Source organism: Streptacidiphilus rugosus AM-16, from assembly GCF_000744655.1.
Lineage (GTDB): Bacteria > Actinomycetota > Actinomycetes > Streptomycetales > Streptomycetaceae > Streptacidiphilus > Streptacidiphilus rugosus.
Genome location: NZ_JQMJ01000004.1, coordinates 324,360 through 341,535, shown reverse-complemented (window position 1 = coordinate 341,535; position 17,176 = coordinate 324,360). Strand labels below are relative to the sequence as shown.

Annotated in this window: 14 protein-coding genes; 8 read left to right on the top strand and 6 right to left on the bottom strand. The window is 74.1% G+C overall.

Going from position 1 to position 17,176, the window contains the following annotated elements; translation table 11 throughout:
- The first annotated feature begins 224 nt into the window (after positions 1-224).
- Positions 225-1,256 carry a glycosyltransferase family 2 protein gene (locus BS83_RS10360; protein ID WP_037603516.1) on the top strand — a complete coding sequence of 344 codons (1,032 nt, stop codon included), beginning with the start codon at positions 225-227 and terminating at the stop codon, positions 1,254-1,256.
- A 6-nt stretch (positions 1,257-1,262) separates the two neighbouring features.
- Here BS83_RS10360 and BS83_RS10355 read toward each other — a convergent pair whose 3' ends face one another.
- The 6 genes from BS83_RS10355 to BS83_RS10330 form a co-directional block, all read right to left on the bottom strand.
- Complete coding sequence (locus tag BS83_RS10355; RefSeq protein ID WP_037603515.1) at positions 1,263-2,507, bottom strand: RNA polymerase sigma factor; 1,245 nt, start codon at positions 2,505-2,507, stop codon at positions 1,263-1,265.
- Positions 2,504-2,827 (bottom strand): YciI family protein, encoded by a 324-nt coding sequence (locus tag BS83_RS47345; RefSeq protein ID WP_037603514.1) that lies wholly within the window; start codon positions 2,825-2,827, stop codon positions 2,504-2,506. Before BS83_RS47345 ends, BS83_RS10355 begins: the two co-directional genes overlap by 4 nt.
- Before the next feature lie 114 nt (positions 2,828-2,941).
- Positions 2,942-3,628, bottom strand: coding sequence for an SWIM zinc finger family protein (locus tag BS83_RS10345; protein WP_051942901.1), 687 nt, complete (start codon positions 3,626-3,628; stop codon positions 2,942-2,944).
- Positions 3,625-6,762, bottom strand: coding sequence for a DEAD/DEAH box helicase (locus BS83_RS10340; RefSeq protein ID WP_037603513.1), 3,138 nt, complete (start codon positions 6,760-6,762; stop codon positions 3,625-3,627). The genes BS83_RS10345 and BS83_RS10340 overlap by 4 nt, the downstream gene beginning before the upstream one ends.
- A gap of 134 nt (positions 6,763-6,896) precedes the next feature.
- Positions 6,897-7,295: a cell division protein SepF gene (locus BS83_RS10335; protein ID WP_051942900.1), complete on the bottom strand. Its 399-nt coding sequence runs from the start codon at positions 7,293-7,295 to the stop codon at positions 6,897-6,899.
- Positions 7,296-7,819: 524 nt separating this feature from the next.
- Complete coding sequence (locus BS83_RS10330) at positions 7,820-9,046, bottom strand: MFS transporter (protein ID WP_084713326.1); 1,227 nt, start codon at positions 9,044-9,046, stop codon at positions 7,820-7,822.
- A gap of 216 nt (positions 9,047-9,262) precedes the next feature.
- Between BS83_RS10330 and BS83_RS10325 the strand changes: the two genes are divergently transcribed.
- The 7 genes from BS83_RS10325 to BS83_RS10295 all read left to right on the top strand — a co-directional run bounded on the left by BS83_RS10325 (position 9,263) and on the right by BS83_RS10295 (position 17,076).
- Positions 9,263-9,658 (top strand): TOBE domain-containing protein, encoded by a 396-nt coding sequence (locus BS83_RS10325; RefSeq protein ID WP_037603512.1) that lies wholly within the window; start codon positions 9,263-9,265, stop codon positions 9,656-9,658.
- A 52-nt stretch (positions 9,659-9,710) separates the two neighbouring features.
- Positions 9,711-10,565 carry a molybdate ABC transporter substrate-binding protein gene (gene modA / locus BS83_RS10320; RefSeq protein WP_198035204.1) on the top strand — a complete coding sequence of 285 codons (855 nt, stop codon included), beginning with the start codon at positions 9,711-9,713 and terminating at the stop codon, positions 10,563-10,565.
- A gap of 35 nt (positions 10,566-10,600) precedes the next feature.
- Positions 10,601-11,437, top strand: coding sequence for an ABC transporter permease (locus tag BS83_RS10315; RefSeq protein WP_037608608.1), 837 nt, complete (start codon positions 10,601-10,603; stop codon positions 11,435-11,437).
- A 496-nt stretch (positions 11,438-11,933) separates the two neighbouring features.
- Positions 11,934-13,016, top strand: a complete 1,083-nt coding sequence (locus BS83_RS10310; protein WP_232248212.1) for an ABC transporter ATP-binding protein — start codon at positions 11,934-11,936, stop codon at positions 13,014-13,016.
- A 109-nt stretch (positions 13,017-13,125) separates the two neighbouring features.
- A complete protein-coding gene (locus tag BS83_RS10305) occupies positions 13,126-13,770 on the top strand; it encodes a GAP family protein (protein WP_037603511.1) in 645 nt (214 codons plus the stop codon).
- A 358-nt stretch (positions 13,771-14,128) separates the two neighbouring features.
- Complete coding sequence (locus BS83_RS41640) at positions 14,129-16,147, top strand: glycosyltransferase family 39 protein (protein ID WP_051942898.1); 2,019 nt, start codon at positions 14,129-14,131, stop codon at positions 16,145-16,147.
- A gap of 83 nt (positions 16,148-16,230) precedes the next feature.
- Complete coding sequence (locus tag BS83_RS10295; RefSeq protein WP_037608605.1) at positions 16,231-17,076, top strand: class I SAM-dependent methyltransferase; 846 nt, start codon at positions 16,231-16,233, stop codon at positions 17,074-17,076.
- Positions 17,077-17,176: the final 100 nt, after the last annotated feature.

Genomic DNA, 17,176 nt, shown 5'->3' with positions numbered 1-17,176 from the left:
ATATCAAGTGAGACATGATTGTCTCAAGTGAGGATCGGCGGTCTTCGCTGACGGAGGGCAGATCCGGAGTGTGGGTGGCGGAGGGAAATCCTCCGCCGGAGACTGTTCATCAGCTCTTCATCGGAGGGATGCGGTGCGCACAACCCGCTGGTGCAACATCTGCCGTGCCCGTTCGCGTCTCCTTCCGAGACCTCTGCCCCCCTGACAAAAAGGCCCCACCGCTGATGGCTCCGAGGCTCTCCGTCGTCGTTCCGATCTACAACGTCGAGTCCTACCTCCAGGAATGCCTGGACTCGATCGCCGCCCAGACCTTCGCCGACTTCGAGTGCGTCATGGTCGACGACGGGTCCACCGACGGATCGGCGGCGATGGCCGAGGCCTACGCCTCGACCGACCCGCGCTTCCGCCTGGTGCGCCAGCAGAACCAGGGCCTCGGAGCCGCCAGGAACACCGGATGGCGCAACGCCTCCGCCGACGCCGAGTACCTGACCTTCGTCGACAGCGACGACATCGTGCCGGCCGACGCGTACGAGCGGATGATCAACTCCCTCGACAAGAGCGGCTCCGACTTCGCCGCCGGCAACGTGCTCCGCCTGGTCTCCGACGAGCTGGTCCCCTCCCGGGTGCACCTGGAGCCCTTCCGCACCGAGCTGCAGGCCACCCACGTCACCCAGCTGCCGACCCTGGTGCGGGACCGCACGGCCTGGAACAAGGTCTACCGCCGCAGCTTCTTCGACGGCGCGGGCCTGCTCTACCCCGAGGGCATGCTCTACGAGGACGCGCCAGTCAGCATCCCGCTGCACTTCGCCGCGACCAGCGTCGACGTCTTCAGCGAGCCGGTCTACCACTGGCGGATCCGCGAGGCCGGGGCGCTGTCGATCACCCAGAAGCGCACCGACCCCCAGGGCCTGGTCGACCGGGTCCACTCGATCGAACTCGTCCGCGGCTGGCTGGCGGCCCGCCCCGAGCCCGAGAACGAGACCTACCTGCGCGCCTACGACGCCAACACGCTGCGCGAAGAGATCCCCATGTTCTTCGCCTGGGTCAGCCGCGGCGACCGGCCCTTCCGGCTCGCCTACCAGCAGCACGTCAGCCGCCTGCTCCAGGAGATGGGCCCGGACCGGCTGGAGGCGCTCAGCGGCCCGCTGCGCCTGAAGTACCGCCTCACCCTCACCGACCACATCGGCACCCTGGTCCTGCTGCAGCGGGTCCAGCAGCGCTACTGGGCGCTGCGCCGGATGCTGACCAGGGCCTGACCGGCCCTACCCGGCCCCCAGCTCGTTCCGACGGCGGGTCAGGGCGGCCGACTCGGCCGTGTTGCCCGCCAGCTCGACGGCGCGGTCGTACGCGGCTCGGGCCTCGGCGTCGTGGCCCAGCCGGCGCAGCAGATCCGCGCGGGTCGCGTGGAACGGGTGGTAGCCGGACAGCCGGTCACCGAGCCGGTCGACGGCCGCCAGGGCCACCTGGGGGCCGTCGAGCTCCGCGATCGCGACGGCCCGGTTGAGCGCGACGACCGGTGACGGGTCCAGCCGCACGAGCTGGTCGTAGAGCGCGACCACCTGCGACCAGTCGGTGTCCTCCACCCGCCGGGCCGAGGTGTGCACCGCGTTGATCGCCGCCAGGATCTGGTACCGGCCCGGAGCCGCACCGGTGGCCAGCCGCTCGCGCACCAGCCGGTGCCCCTCGGCGATCAGAGCCGCGTCCCAGGCGGCGCGGTCCTGCTCGCCCAGCGCGACCAGCTCGCCGCCGGAGGAGACCCTGGCGGTCCGGCGCGCCTCGGTCAGCAGCATCAGCGCCAGCAGCCCGGCCACCTCGCCGTCCCCGGGCAGCTGTGCGCGCAGCAGCCGGGCGAGCCGGATCGCCTCGGCGGTCAGCTCCTGCCGGACCGGCTCGGTGCCGGGGCCGGTGGCCAGATAGCCCTCGTTGAAGACCAGGAAAAGGACGGCGAGCACACCGGAGACCCGATCGGGCAGATCCTCGGCGGACGGCACCCGGTAGGGAATGCGCGCCGTCCTGATCTTCGCCTTGGCCCGGGTGATGCGCTGCCCCATCGCGGCCTCCTGCACCAGGAACGCCCGGGCGATCTCGGCCACGGTCAGCCCGCCGAGCATGCGCAGCGTCAGCGCCACCCTGGCCTCGGGCGCGAGAGCCGGATGACAGCAGGTGAAGATCAGCCGCAGCCGTTCGTCCTCGATCACGCCCACCGGCTCGGGCGGCTCGGACGGTTCGTCGTAGGACAACTGAGCCTCCCGCTGCTTGGCGTCGCGCTTGCTCTCGCGCCGGATCCGGTCGAGCGCCCTGCGGTGCGCGGTCGTGGTCAGCCAGCCACCGGGGTTCGGCGGCACACCCTCGTCCGGCCACCGCTCCACGGCCGCGGCGAACGCCTCGGCCGCCGCCTCCTCCGCGACGTCGAGATCCCCGAAGCGCCGCGCCAACGCGGCGACCACCCGGCCCCACTCCTCGCGGTGGGTCCGGGCGATCGCGTCCTGCACCTGGATGGCGTTCACAGGATCGGTCGGACCTCGACCTTGCGGTTGCAGGCCTTCGAGCCGCCGGCGGCCAGCTTGAGCGCCACGTCCAGGTCGGGGGCCTCGACGATCCAGAAGCCGATCAGGTACTCCTTCGACTCGACGAAGGGTCCGTCGGTCAGCAGCGCCTGCCCGCCCCGGTTGTCGACGACGGTGGTGTTGTCGGGACCGGCGAGGCCCGCGGCGAAGACCCAGTGGCCGTCCCGCTGCATTCCCTCGTTGAAGACGTCGATCGCGGCCGCCTCCTCGTCGTCGGCGAGAGCGGCACTGTCGGTGATCACAGAAAGCAGGTACTGCATCTCGGCTCATCTCCTGAGCTCCGGGGACGCCCCTGGCGGGCGGCCGTTCACCAGTGCAACGAACAGCTCCTTCCCGTTCCGACAGCCGCCCCGGGATTTCCTGCGGACTTTCTCTCAGCCCTGGTCGGGCGCGGTCATGGCGTCGTAGAGGGGGCGCAGCGCGCGCTCCAGGGCGCGGTCGGGGGCGGAGCCGCCGAGCCCGGTGAGGGCGGGGTCGGGCGGCAGGTCGTCGCGGCCCGGCGTGGGGTAGGGGGCGGGTTCGGTCCAGAAGCCGCGGGCGGAGAGGGGCTCGGGCCCCACCAGGCCCGGGCCGCGGCGCAGCCGGGCCAGCAGCCGGGTCTCGTCCCGGCCGCGCCAGCGCAGCAGCAGGAAAGGGTCCTGGTCGAAGGCGCGTGCGACCGCGCCCAGCAACGCGGCGACATGGCGGCAGGCGCCGTCGGCCCGGCCGCAGGCGCAGTCCAGGGTCAGCTCCCGCGCCTGCCCCGGCAGCAGCGGCAGGCCGACCCGTGCGAGCAGCGCGTCGACGTCCGGAGGCAGGTCGTGGGCGAGCAGCCGGTCGCGGACCGGTAGCAGGGCCGCCTCGGCCCGTTCCCACTGCCCGGCGTCGAAGACGGCCAGATCCGCCCAGGCCTCCACCCCGCCGACCCGGGCACGGGCCGTGCCCGGCGCGACGACGACATCCCTGACCCGCGCGGAACCGCCCGCCCCGCGCATCTGGTCGGCGAGCAGCCCGACGCCGAGGGACTCCACCCGCGCGAGGAAGCGCTCGGACCAGGCGCGCGGGGGGCCGGGGATCGTCACAGCTCGCTCACCGCCTCCTCGGCCAGGGTCAGCACCTCGCGCAGCGCCTCCGGGGCGAGCGCGGTGAGCTCGTCGAGCGCGCCGGGGGAGCCGGCGCCGATGACCGCGTCCACCAGCGCGCGCTTGGCGGTGAGGAGTTCGTCCACGCGTTCCTCGATCGTGCCCACGCAGACGAGCCTGCGCACCTGGACGTCGCGCTGCTGGCCCAGGCGGTGGGCCCGGTCGGTGGCCTGCTCCTCCACGGCCGGGTTCCACCAGCGGTCGACGTGGACGACCTGGTTGGCGGCGGTGAGGTTCAGTCCGGTGCCGCCGGCCTTCAGCGAGAGCAGGAAGACCGAGGGGTGGTCGTCGTCCTGGAAGGCGTCCACCAGCTGCCGCCGCGACCGCTCGGGGACGCCGCCGTGCAGGAAGCGGACCGTGCAGCCGAGCCGCCGCTGCAGGTAGGGCTGCAACAGGGCGCCGAACTGGGCGTACTGGGTGAAGCAGAGGGTGCTGTCGCCCTCGGCCAGCGCCTCCTCCAGGATCTCCTCCAGCCGGGCAAGCTTGCCCGAGCGGCCGGCGAGCCTGACGGCCGCTCCGCGCGCGCCCTCGCCGGTGAAGTGGGCGGGATGGTTGCAGATCTGCTTGAGCCGGGTCAGCGCGGCCAGCACGTGGCCGCGCCGCTCCAGGTCGCGGGTGTAGCCCATGCCCTTGATGCGCTGCAGCAGCTGGGCCACGACCGCGCGGTAGAGGGCGGCCTGTTCCGCCGTCAGATTGCACAGCACCGTCATCTCCTGCTTGCGCGGCAGTTCCGCCGCGATCGCCGGATCGGTCTTCCGGCGGCGCAGCACGAACGGCGCGGTCCGCTGCCGCAGCAGTGCGGTGGCGCGGACGCTGGCGTTGCGTTCGATCGCCACGGAGTAGCGCTCCTTGAAGCGTTCCGCGGTGCCGAACAGGCCGGGGTTGGCGAAGTCGAGGATGGAGTGGAGCTCGGCCAGCCGGTTCTCGACGGGCGTCCCGGTGAGCGCGATGCGGTGTGCGGCGGGCAGCGCGCGGACGGCGCGTGACTGGAGGGTGGCGGCGTTCTTGATGTTCTGCGCCTCGTCGGCCACCACCCGGTGCCAGTCGATCCCGCGCAGCGCCTCGACGTCGCGGGCGGCCAGTCCGTAGGTGGTGAGGACCAGGTCGGCGGCGAGCGCCGCCTGCCGGATCCGCGCCGCGCCGCCGCGCCCCGCGCCGTGGTGCACGTGGACGCGGAGCCCGGGCGCGAAGCGGTCGCACTCGCGCTCCCAGTTGCCCAGCAGGGACATCGGCACCACGACCAGCGTCGGCGCGGCGGGCGGTTCGGCGGAGGCGTACTCGGCGGCGAGCAGGGCGAGCGTCTGCACGGTCTTGCCCAGGCCCATGTCGTCCGCGAGGACCGCGCCGATCCCGAGCCGGGACAGCGAGGCGAGCCAGTCGACGCCGGTGCGCTGGTAGGGGCGCAGCTCGGTGGTGAAGGACGCAGGCAGCTCGACCCGGGCGGGCGGGTCGGCGGCGTCGGGTGGCGGGCCGGTGGGGGTGAGCGCGGCGACGAGGGCCCGGAGTCGGCCGCCGACCTCCACGGCGATCACCGGCAGCCCGGCCGGCTCGCGGGCGTCGAGGACCAGTTCGAGCACCTCACGAGCGGCCATCGAGCCCGAGCCCTCCCGGTCGAGGAACGCGGCGGCCGCGGCGAGCCGGTCCGCGTCGGCGACGAGCCAGTGGCCGCGGATGCGGACCAGGGTGCCCTTGGCGGCGGCGAGGTGGGCGAGCTCCTCCCCGGTGAGCGGTTCGCCGCCGAGGGCGAGCTGCCACTGGAACGCGAGCATCTCGTCGCGGCCCACCAGGCTCTCCCGCTCCACGACCCCGGCCTGGGCGGGGTGGGCCGCGAGCAGCATGCCGAGCGCGGGCGGCTCCCGCCACCAGGAGGGGAGCAGCACCAGGAATCCGGCCTCGGTCAGGACGGGGGCGGCCTCGCGCAGGAAGAGCAGCGCGTCGGCGCGGTCCAGCCAGAGGCCCTGGGCACGGGCCTCCTCGGCGAGGCGGGCCAGGAGGCGATGGCAGCGGGCGGCGCGGGTCAGCTCCAGGGCGAAGGCGGCGTGCGGCGCGGTCATGCTCTCGGCGAGCACGTCGGCCCCGGGGCCGCCGGCCCAGAGCTCGGCGGCGGTGACCAGTTGGGACGGTTCCTCGGCGGGGTTCATGACGAGTTCGAGCCACCAGCGGTCCTCGGACTCTGGTTCCGTCTCGGCCTCGCCCTGGGGCTCGACCAGGCGGAAGCCCAGGCGGAGCGGCGCCGTGGCCGTACCGCCGACGGCGGCGAGGAGGCGGCCGAGTGCCTCGGCGAGCGGCTGCCGGTCGGCCGGCGCGCCGGTGAGCCGGCCGTCGGCGGAGACGAGGGCGGCGACGAGGCATTCGGCGGGGCCGGTGGGGGCCGGGGCGCGGAGGGCGGTGAGGCAGGCGCGGGCCTCGCGGTCGACCAGGACGGCGAGGAGCTCGTCGGCCAGGCCCGCGGCGCCGCGCCGGGCGCCCGCCTCGGCGCGGGCCACCGGCGGGCAGGCGGCGGTCAGCCCGGCGAGCTCACGGGCCTCGGCGGGCCCCGGGGCGGGACGCCACACAGCCCGGTCCGGCTCCACGACCGGTAGCACGCGGCCGCGTCCGACCAGGCGCCAGGCGAGATCGTGAAGGGCCGTCAGCCAGCGCAGCGAGGCGCCGAAGGCGGCCTCGACCGGGCCGAGGCCGGGCAGGTCGGGATGGACCGCCTGACGCTCGGGATCGTGGAGCGCGCCGAGAAGTTGGGCCGCCTCGTCGGCGTCGAAGAGCAGCGAGGGGACCCGCCAGGGGGTGAGCAGCGCGCCGGTGGGGCCGGAGCGAGGGGCGGGGAACGCGAGCTCGGGGGAGGGCAGCGGCCGGCCTTCGAGCGTCGGCAGCAGCAGCCGGGTGTCGTCCTCGTCGGCCAGGCCGGCGAGCCATTCCAGGCCGGGGCTCACCGCGCCGAGCAACGTCCGGAGGGCCTCGGGCGGGCAGGCGAACGGGTGGCGGCCCTCGGCCGGGGCGTGGTCGGAGGGGCGGGCGGCGTCCTCGGCCCACAGGGCGAGGCGGCGGTCGGCGCGCCACAGCCCGTGCAGTGCGAACATCGAGGAACTCGCTCTCGGTCGTCGAGGTGGCCGCCCACCTCGCGGTCCTGCAGCCTAAGCAGCGGCACTGACAGCACGCACAACCGCCGGCATCCGCGACGGGGGCGCGGATGCCGGCGGCAGGAGGAGTGTGCTCAGCTCTGGTTGTAGAAGCCGGACCCGTCCGAGGCGTTGTCGATGACCATGACCTCGATCTCCGGCGGCGCGAGCAGGAAGACCCGGCGGGCGATCCGCTCCATGGTGCCGCGGGTGCCGAACACCAGCCCGGAGGCGAAGTCGATCAGACGCTTGGCGTCGGGGTCGGCCATCTGGGTGAGGTCCATGATGACGGGCGTGCCCACGCGGACGTGCTCGCCGATCTCACGGGCCGACTCGAAGCTCGTCGGACGCACCTGGGTGATGTGCGGCGCGGGCGGGGCGGCGGGTTCGAGCTCCGGGGAGTCCCACGGCTCCTCGTAGTCCGGGACCGCCACCGGGTACCGCCCCGACGGCGCCAGCCACCCGCGGTAGTCGTCACGCAGTGCTGCTCCCATGCCCAACCTCCCCATCCGTCCTGCTACCCCGTGTGATGCGTGCGGTGAGGCACGCCCGTGCTGCTTGCTGATGCTGCCTGTGTTGCTCGTACCGCATGTTGCGCTGGCTCATTCCCATCGCGCTGTCCGAGTATCGCATTGATCACCGACAAGGCACCCGTCCGGACGCCTCGCCGCGCCGTCTGTGTCAATCATTCTGACGATTCGTTCGGACGCGATACCGATTGGGATGGTTCCATTCGAACAGAAGTACGAATAATCACTCACTGAAACAGCTGACTTCCCCAATGGCCCGGTTTTGTCGCACGTGGGCCGGGAAGGTTCCCTACTCGCCGGTGGCTCCGCCGATCCGCCCGCTCCGGACGCGCGTCGCATCGGACCGCGGATCCCGGGCGGGAATGGCGGCCTGATGCTCCTTCGGCTCCGGTGGGTTCGGCGGTGTCATGCGCCCATGATTGCGGTTCGGGCGTAAAGCGGCCATCGGATTAGTGAGAAGAATCGGAAATCGGCATATTCGAAATCGTTCAGGTATTCGATTGGGCGGCGGTCTGCTGCTGCGCCGGGGCCTCCGCGTCCCGGACGCGGGTGCGCGGGGCGAGCAGTCGGGCGCCCAGGATCAGACCCGTCGTCAGGGCGGTGATCACGCCGAAGCTCACGCGCAGTGAGCTGGCTTGGGCGATCGCGCCGATCGTCGCGGGCGCGATCAGGCTGGAGGTGTAGGTGACCGTCGCGACGCCGGCGATGGCGCGGCTCGGGTTGTCACCGCTGTGCCCGGCCGCGGCGAAGCAGAGCGGCACGACGACGGCGATGCCGATCCCCAGCAGGGCGAACCCGGAGATCGCCTCGACCGGCCCTCGAGCGGTGGCCACCAGTGCGCCGCCGGCCAGCGCCAGCGCGCCGCTGCCGCGGACGGTGGGCACCGTGCCGAAGCGGCGCACGGCCCAGTCGCCGACCAGTCTGGCCGCGGCCATCGTGCAGGCGAAGGCGGTGAAGCTCCCCGCGGCGACCGCCGGGCTCGCGCCGGCGACGGTGCGCAGGTAGACGCCGCTCCAGTCGTTCGAGGCGCCCTCGGCGAAGACGGCGCAGAAACCGACCAGGCCGATGGCCAGCGCCGACCTGGGCGGCAGGGTGAACCGCGGCGGCGCCTCCTCCTCGGGTTCGGGGCGCACGTCGAGCAGGTTGCGGCAGGCGAGCAGGGAGGCGGCGACGAACACGGCGGCCATCACGGAGAGATGGAGGGGGGCCGGGACCGCCAGCGCGGCGGCGGCCACGCCGACGGCCGAGCCGATCAGGCCCCCGAGGCTCCACATGCCGTGCAGCCCGGACATGATCGACCGGCCGAGCCGCGCCTCCACCTCCACGCCCTGCGCGTTCATCGCGACGTCCGCCACGCCCGCGGTCGCGCCGTAGCAGAGCAGTGCCAGGGCGAGCGCCGGAAGGTTCGGCGCCAGGGCCGGCAGGGCCAGGGCCGCGGACCAGAGCACCATCAGCAGCCGGATGCCGGCCCGGTGGCCGCGCGCGTGCAGCAGCCGTCCGGCGAGCGGCATGGCGGCGAAGGAGCCGACGGCGGGGGCGACCAGTGCGAGTCCGAGCTGCCCGGGACTCAGGTGCAGATGGTCCTTGATCCATGGGATCCGGGTCGCGAAGCTCCCGGTGACGGCGCCGTGGATGACGAAAACGGCGGACACGGATATCCGGGCCCGCCGCAGTGACGGCTGGCTGCTCACTCCACCCCCAGGGCGCTGGTACAGACCAAGATCCTAGCGATGGGAGCGCGCCCACGGCCAGGGGTCCGCCCCATGCTGTCCCGGGTTCTGCCCCATGCTGTGGAATGGACAGAATCGGCCAGGTGAGAGGCGGGGTTCCGCATGGATCCCCGCACATGCGAGCCTGGCTGCATCGGGGCACTCGCTTGTGCCATGCTACGAGTGACGAATGGCTAGTAAGTGCGACAGGATGATCGTCACGTGAACAGCTACCGGATCGGCGAGGCAGCCGCCCTGCTCGGAGTCAGCGCCGACACCATGAGGCGCTGGGTCGACGCGGGCCGCCTGCGTGCCGACAGGGACGAGCACGGCCACCGCATCGTGCCCGGTCCTGATCTCGCCGCCTTCGCGCGCGAGCTCGCCAAGCCGGAGACCGCGGCGGCCGAGGGCCTGCCCTCCTCCGCCCGCAACCGCTTTCGCGGCATCGTCACCCAGGTGCTCCTGGGCGACGTCGCCGCCCAGGTGGAGATCCAGGCCGGGCCCTTTCGCGTGGTCTCGCTCATCAGCCGCGAGTCCGCGGAGGAGCTGGGTCTGGAGCCGGGGGTCTCGGCCGTGGCTGTCATCAAGTCGACCAATGTCGTAGTCGAGCGGACCTGACCGGCGTCCCGCCGGAGCCTGGCCGCCCCAGCCGAACCGTGGGGGTTCTCCGATGTCCCGTTCCAGCCTGTCCCGCCTCTCCGCGCCGCGCGCCCGCCGCGCCGCCGCCGCCGCGACAGCCGCGCTGGCACTGCTCGGCCTCGCGGCCTGTGGCTCGTCCTCCTCCTCGACCGCGGGCAGCGCGGCGACCAGCTCCGCCACGAGCGCGGCGACGAGCTCCAGCGCCGCGCTGAGCGGCAAGGTGACGGTCTTCGCCGCCGCCTCGCTGAAGAAGACCTTCACCGAGCTCGGCAAGGCCTTCGAGGCCGCCCACCCCGGGGTCACCGTGACCTTCAACTTCGGCGGCAGCGACACGCTCGCGGCGTCCATCGTCTCCGGCGCCCCGGCGGACGTCTTCGCCTCCGCGAGCACGGCCACCATGAAGACGGTCGTCGACAAGGGCGACAACGCCGCCGCCCCCGTCGACTTCGCCAAGAACGAGCTGGAGATCGCCGTCGCCTCCGGCAACCCCAAGCACCTCACCACGCTGTCCCAGCTGACCGGATCCGGCGTCAAGGTCGCCCTCTGCGCCAAGACCGTGCCGTGCGGCGCGGCCGCCCAGAAGGCGCTGACCGCGGCCAACGTCAAGCTCACCCCGGTCACCCTGGAGCAGGACGTGACCTCGGCGCTGACCAAGGTCGAGCTCGGCGAGGTCGACGCGGCGCTGGTCTACCAGACGGACGTGAAGGGCGCGGCCGGCAAGGTCACCGGCGTCGACTTCCCCGAGGCCGCCAAGGCGATCACCACCTACCCGATCACCGCCCTCAAGGGCAGCACCAACGCGGCCGCCGCGCAGGCCTTCGCCGCGTACGTCGCCTCGCCCGAGGGCGAGCAGGTGCTCGCCGCCGCCGGCTTCCAGGCGCCGTGACGAACGGGCCCGCCACCCGGCTCGACGAGCCCGAGGTGCTCGAGAGCAGGCCCCGCCGCGCGGCCCGTCGGCTGCGCGGCGGGGTGGGCGGCGGGGCCCCGCTCCCCCTGCTGCTTCCGGCCGCGATCGGCCTGGCGTTCCTGGTGCTGCCCCTGATCGGACTCCTGGTCAGGGCGCCCTGGAGCGACATGCTCTCGCTGCTCGGCGGGGACGCCGTGTGGCCGGCCCTGCGTCTGTCGCTCATCACCGCGACCGCCGCGACGGCGGTGTCACTGCTGCTCGGCGTCCCGCTGGCCTGGCTGCTGGCCCGGACGCAGTTCCCCGGGCTGCGGCTGGCGCGCACCCTGGTGACGCTTCCGCTGGTGATGCCGCCCGTGGTCGGCGGCGTGGCGCTGCTGCTCGTCTTCGGCCGCAACGGCCTGGTCGGACAGTGGCTGGACTCGGCCTTCGGCATCACCCTCCCGTTCACCACGGCGGGCGTGGTGGTGGCCGAGGCCTTCGTGGCGATGCCCTTCCTGGTGCTCAGCGTCGAGGGCGCGCTCCGCGGCGCGGACACCCGCTACGAGGAGGCCGCGCTGACCCTGGGGGCGTCCAGGTTCACCGTCTTCCGGCGGGTGACGCTGCCCTTGATCGCCCCCGGCGTCGGAGCGGGCGCGGTACTGGCCTGGGCGCGCGCGCTGGGCGAGTTCGGTGCGACGATCACTTTCGCGGGCAACTTCCCCGGCACGACCCAGACCATGCCGCTGGCGGTCTACCTGGCCCTGCAGGACAACCCGGACGCGGCGATCGCCCTCAGCCTGGTGCTGCTCGTGGTCTCGCTGGCGGTCCTGTTCGCCCTGCGCGGCCGCTGGGCGACCGGAGCACAGGCATGAGCGCGAGCGGGCGCGGCGGCGGAAGACTGGACGTGGGAGCCGCGGGCCGACGGAGCGAGGGAGGACGAGCAGCGGCATGAGCACATCGGAGACCCAGCCCCAGCAGACGCCCGACACGCGGCCGCCCGGCGGGCCGACGTCCGGCCCGCAGGTCCGTGGCCCGGAGGCGTCCGGCCGGCAGGCGAGCGGCTCGGAGTCGTCGCCTGCGCAGGCGCAGCCCGGTGCGCGGCCGCCCGGCGGGCCGACGCCCCGCCCGGAGGCGTCTGCCCCGGAGGCGTCTGGCGTGCAGACGTCTGGCCCGGAGGCGTCCGGCCGGCAGGCGGGCGGCTCGGAGTCTTCGCCCGCGCAGGCGCAGCCCGGTGTGCGGTCGCCCGGCGGGCCGACGTCTGGCGTGCAGACGTCTGGCCCCGGGGTGTCCGCCCCGGAGATCCCTGGCCCGGAGGCGCCCAGCGAGGCGACGCCCCGCCCGCAGACGTCCGGGCCGGAGGCCTCGGCCGTGCAGCCTGTCGCGCTGGAGGCGCGTCTGGTCGTCGACAGGGGCACGTTCTCGCTCGATCTGGCCCTGACCGTGGCCCCCGGCGAGGTCGTCGCCCTGCTGGGGCCGAACGGGGCCGGCAAGACCACGGCCCTGCGCGCGCTCGCCGGGCTCGTCCCGCTCACCGGCGGCCATCTGCGCCTCGACGGCGAGACTCTGGAGGAGCCCGCCTCCCGGCTCTCCGTGCCCACCGAGCGTCGGCCGGTCGGCGTCGTCTTCCAGGACTACCTGCTCTTCCCGCACCTGTCCGCGCTCGACAACGTCGCCTTCGGACTGCGCACGCACGGCCGCGGCAAGGCCGAGGCGCGCGAGGAGGCACGCGCCTGGCTCGACCGGGTCGGCCTCGCCGAGCACGCGGGCGCCCGTCCCCGCGCCCTGTCCGGCGGCCAGGCCCAGCGCGTCGCGCTGGCGCGGGCGCTCGCCCCCGAGCCGCGCCTGCTGCTCCTCGACGAGCCGATGGCCGCGCTCGACGCGCGCACCCGGCTGGAGGTGCGCACCACGCTGCGCCGACACCTGGCGGCCTTCGACGCCGTGGCCGTGCTGGTCACCCACGACCCGCTGGACGCCATGGTGCTGGCCGACCGGCTGGTGGTGCTCGAACAGGGCCGGGCCGTCCAGGAGGGCGCTCCGGCCGACATCGCCCGCCGCCCGCGCAGCGACTACATCGCCCGTCTGGTCGGCCTGAACCTGTTCCGCGGCACCGCCGAGGGACACCAGGTGCGGCTGGACGGCGAGTCCGGGACCGTCGAGGCGGGGACGCCGCTCGCCACCGACGACAGCAACGAGGGCCCGGTCTTCGCGGCCTTCGCCCCCGCCGCCGTCACCGTCCACCGCAGCCGCCCCGACACCAGCGCACGCAACGCCTGGCCGGTCACCGTCGTCGGCATGGAACTCCACGGCGACCAGGTGCGGCTGGACCTCGCCGGTCCGTTGCGGCTCACGGCGGACCTCACTCCCGCGGCCGTCGCGGAACTCGGACTGAGCGAGGGCAGCGAGGTCTGGGCATCCGTCAAGGCCGCGCAGACCCGGGCCTACCCCGCCTGACACGACTTGCGGGCTCGTCGTCGGCGGCGCGTAATCGAAGGAGTGAGCAGAAGGTCTCCGTCCCCGGGCGCCACGGTGTGACCCGCAGCGGTTGGGAGCGTCCGCACCGATGGTCCTCGACTTGCTCGTGATCGGCACCGCCATCACGCTCGGCCCGCTGCACAACAGCGCCTTCATCCTCTTGCTCTGCTCCCGGCGCGGCGTCCGCAAGGGCGCGTCGTTCCTGCTGTCCTGGCTCGCCAATCTGGTCGCCGTGGTCGCCTGCGTGGTGCTGCTCACCGGCGGCAAGCCCCCCGCCGCCCACAGCGCCCCCTCCACGGCCGCTCTTGCCGCCAAGCTGGCGTTCGGCGTGGTCCTGGTGGTCTTCGGGGCCCACCGGCGCCGCCGTCCGAGCGGGCCGCCCCGGCCGCCGAAGTGGGCCGCCAGGGTGGACGGCCTCTCGCTCGGTTCGGCGGCCGGGATCGCCTGGCTGCTGCAGCCGTGGGCCCTCGTGGGCGCCGGCGCGGCCACCGTCGTCGACGCCGACCTGTCCGCGACCGCGACCTGGTTCGCCCTGGTCGGCTACTGCCTGCTGGCCACGCTCAGCCTGATCGTGATGGAGATGTACACGGTCTGGGCGCCGGAAGCCGCCGACGCCCGGCTGACCGCCCTGCGCAGTTGGCTGGAGCGCCACCAGGAGCAGCTCCTGGTCACGCTGTCCCTGCTGGCCGGTCTGTGGCTGACGGCCAGGAGCATCTACGACCTGGTCGCCTGAGAGCCCCGGCCGACCGGGCGGAGACGCTGCGCCGCACCGCCGCCGCGCTCTGGAGGCGGTGGGACGGGGGCGGCAATCCGGGCGATTGCCCACAAGCCCCCGGGCAGGACCGGAATCACCTTGATCACGTGGCGCGGATTCGCCATGATGCGTCGTCGAACGGGGCCTACGACGGGTGCGGCAGCGTGCCAGGCGTGTGGTCGACCGTGCGATTCGACGACCTCTGGTGAGTGGCGGCAGCGTGAACCGAACAGTGGCGGCCGGGCCCATATCCGGTGACATCGGACCCGACGCCGCGGCGGACGGTACTCCGTCCGCCCCCGTGTCGCCACGACGGCGCCCGACCCTGCCCCGACCGGTGACACCGGCCCGGCTGGCGCTGGGCCTGATCGTCGCGGTGTTCGTCTGCCTCTCGGGCTGGTCGATCGATTCCGCGGGGTTGGAGACGTACTACGCCGCCGGCGTGCGGAGCATGGCCGGGAGTTGGCACGACTTCCTCTTCGCCGCCTTCGATCCGCGCGGCACGATCTCGATGGACAAGCTGCCAGGTTCCCTCTGGGTGCAGGCGCTGTCGGTGCGGGCCTTCGGCTTCTCGGTCCGGTCGTTGGTGCTCCCGCAGGTGGTCGAGGGCGCCCTGACCGTCTGTGTGCTGTACCGGGCGGTGCGGCGGGTCGCCGGGACCAGGGCAGGGCTGACCGCGGCCGCGCTCTTCTCGGTGACGCCCGTGGTCGTCTCGTCGACCGCCGGCAACCTGTCCGAGCCGCTCTACCTGCTGTGCCTGGTCCTCGCGGCCGACGCGGTGATGCGGTACGTGCTGCACGGGCGACGCCGGGCAGCGGTGGCCGCCGCGTGCTGGATCGCCCTCGGCTTCCAGGCGAAGATGGCCGAGGCCTGGCTGGTGCTGCCCGCCCTGGCCGCGGCCGTGCTCGCGGGGGCTTCGGCCGGTCGCCGGGGCCGGGCGGCACTGAAGGCCGTCGCCGTCGCGGTGACCGCCGTCGCGCTCTCGCTGGTGTGGGTCGTCGGGATCTCCCTGGTCCCGGCCGGGTCACGTCCGTTCGTCGACGGCAGCACGCACGACTCGGTGTGGGAGCAGGTCTTCCTCTACAACGGTGTGCACCGCTTCGACGGGGACAACCTGTTCGGTCTGCGCCCGCTCGGCGCCCCGAGCCCTTCCGCGGTCGGCGCGGCGGCGGAGGTCGACAGCCCTGCGCTGGCGGCCGGCCTGGGCACCGCCAACCGGTCGAAGCCCTCGGTGGAGCGGCTGTTCGTCGGCGGGCTCGCCCCGGACACCGCGTGGCTGCTGCCCGGCGCCCTGCTCGGCGCGGCCGTTCTGCTGCGTCGGCGTCCGGCCCGGTGGAGGAAGGTCAGGGGGATGCCGGCCACCGCGGGACGGAACGGGGATCCGCGTCGCGCCGCCGCCTGGCTGTGGGTGGTCTGGCTGCTCACCTTCGGGGGCGTGTTCAGCGCCTCGCACCTGGTCCACGACTACTATCTGGCCAGTCTCGCCCCGGCGCTCGCGGCTCTGACCGGCCTGGGCGCCTCCGCGCTCTGGCGCGCGGCCGAAATCGGCGGCCGTCGCGCGGCGCGCCTGCTCACCGTCGCCGCGGTGGTGGCCGCGGGGTGGAGTGCCCTGCTGCTGTTCGCGGGCGGACAGGCCGTCCCCGGTGCGCTGGTGGCGGGCGCGGGTGTGCTCGCCGGACTCGGGGTCGGGCTGGTGTTCCGGTCGGGGCGGATCCGGCGCTCGGCCACGGGCGAGCCGCCGTCACAGCCGGACGCCGCAGGCAGCAGTGGCGACCGGCGCAGGGCCGCCGGGCTCAGGGGCGTAGCGGCCGTGCTGGCGCTGAGCGCCCTCGCCGGGCCGCTGGTCGCCGACCAGTGGCTGCTGCGCCACGACGGCGGACCCTTCGACACCCCGTTCGCGGCGGAAGGCACCCTGGCCCGCCCGAGCCATGCGGCGGAGGCGGCGCGCAGGGAGATGCCGGGCCGGTACGTGGGCACCCTGCTGCCGGAGACTCCGACGGGTTACTGGGCCGCGCTGCTGAGCCACGGCCGGCAGACGCAGGCGCTGGAGAGCGCCCGCCACACCCGGCTGCTGGTCTTCACCTCGGCGGCGGCCTCTTCCGTCGTCCTCTCCGGGGTCTCCTCGGTCGAGCCGATCGGAGGGTTCTCCGGGGACATCCCCTTCCCGACCGTCGGCCGGCTCGAAGCGGAGCTGCGTTCCGGCGCCGTCTTTCTGGCCATCGTGCCCGGGCCGGACGTCTACACCAGCCAGGACCCGCGCGTCCTGCTGATCGAGCGACTGTGCCGGCCCCTGCCGAGCGCGGCCCCGACCAGCCACCTGCTCTACTCCTGCGCGAGCGCGGGAACGGCCCCGTAGGCGGTGAGCTCCCGGCGGCGGCGTCCGTACCGCGTTCGGGGAACAGGGTGCCCGCGGGGCGGCAGCCCGGCACCATGGGACGCATGACGCCTCAGCGGCACCACCCGGTCGTCCCCGACCTCAGCGGGGTGCCGGAGACGATGCTGTGGACGCTCTTCCAGCGGGCGAGCGAGGCCGCCAGGCCGGACCCGGTGCTGGAGGACCCGTGGGCGATGGAGCTGTGCCGTCGCCTCGACTACCCGTTCGTGGCGCGCTTCGGCCCGGCCTACGGTCTGCTCGCGCAGTCGATCGCGCTGCGGGCCGCCGCGTTCGACGGCGTCGTGCGCGCCTTCCTCCGCGAGTTCCCCTACGGGACGGTGGTGGCCCTCGGGGAGGGGCTGGAGACCGCGTTCTGGCGGGTCGACAACGGGCGGGTCCAGTGGCTCACCGTCGACCTGCCCGAACCGCTGCGGGTACGCGAGACGCTGCTCCCGGCCGAGGGCCGGCGCAGGGTGCTGGCCTGCGACGCACGCGACCCGCGCTGGACCGGGGCCGTGCCGCCCGCCCGTCCCACGCTGGTCACCGCGCAGGGACTGCTGATGTACCTGCGGCCGCAGGAGGTGCGGGACCTGATCGCCCTGTGCGCCTGCAGTTTCCCGGGCGGCGGCCTGGTCTTCGACGCGGTCCCGCGCTGGTTCGCCGCCGGGACGCGGCGCGGCCGGCTGCGCACCCCGAGCGGCTACCCCGCCCCTGAAATGCCCTGGGGCATGAACGCGGACCAGCGCGCTCGACTGCGCGAGGCGGACCCGCGCGTCGCCGAGGTGCACGCGATCCCCCTGCCGCCCGGCCGCGGCCTGGTCTGGGGCACGCTCGCACCGCGCCTGGCCGCCCGCGGGCCACTGTCGAACCGGCGACCGACCGTCACCCTGCTCCGCTTCACCAGCCGCTGACGACCGGCCGGCCGTCCGACGCCCGTGCGCACCGGCCGCTGACGGACCCTGCCACCCGTCCGGCCGATCGCCTGCGCCACCCGACCTTCCGGCGTGCTCC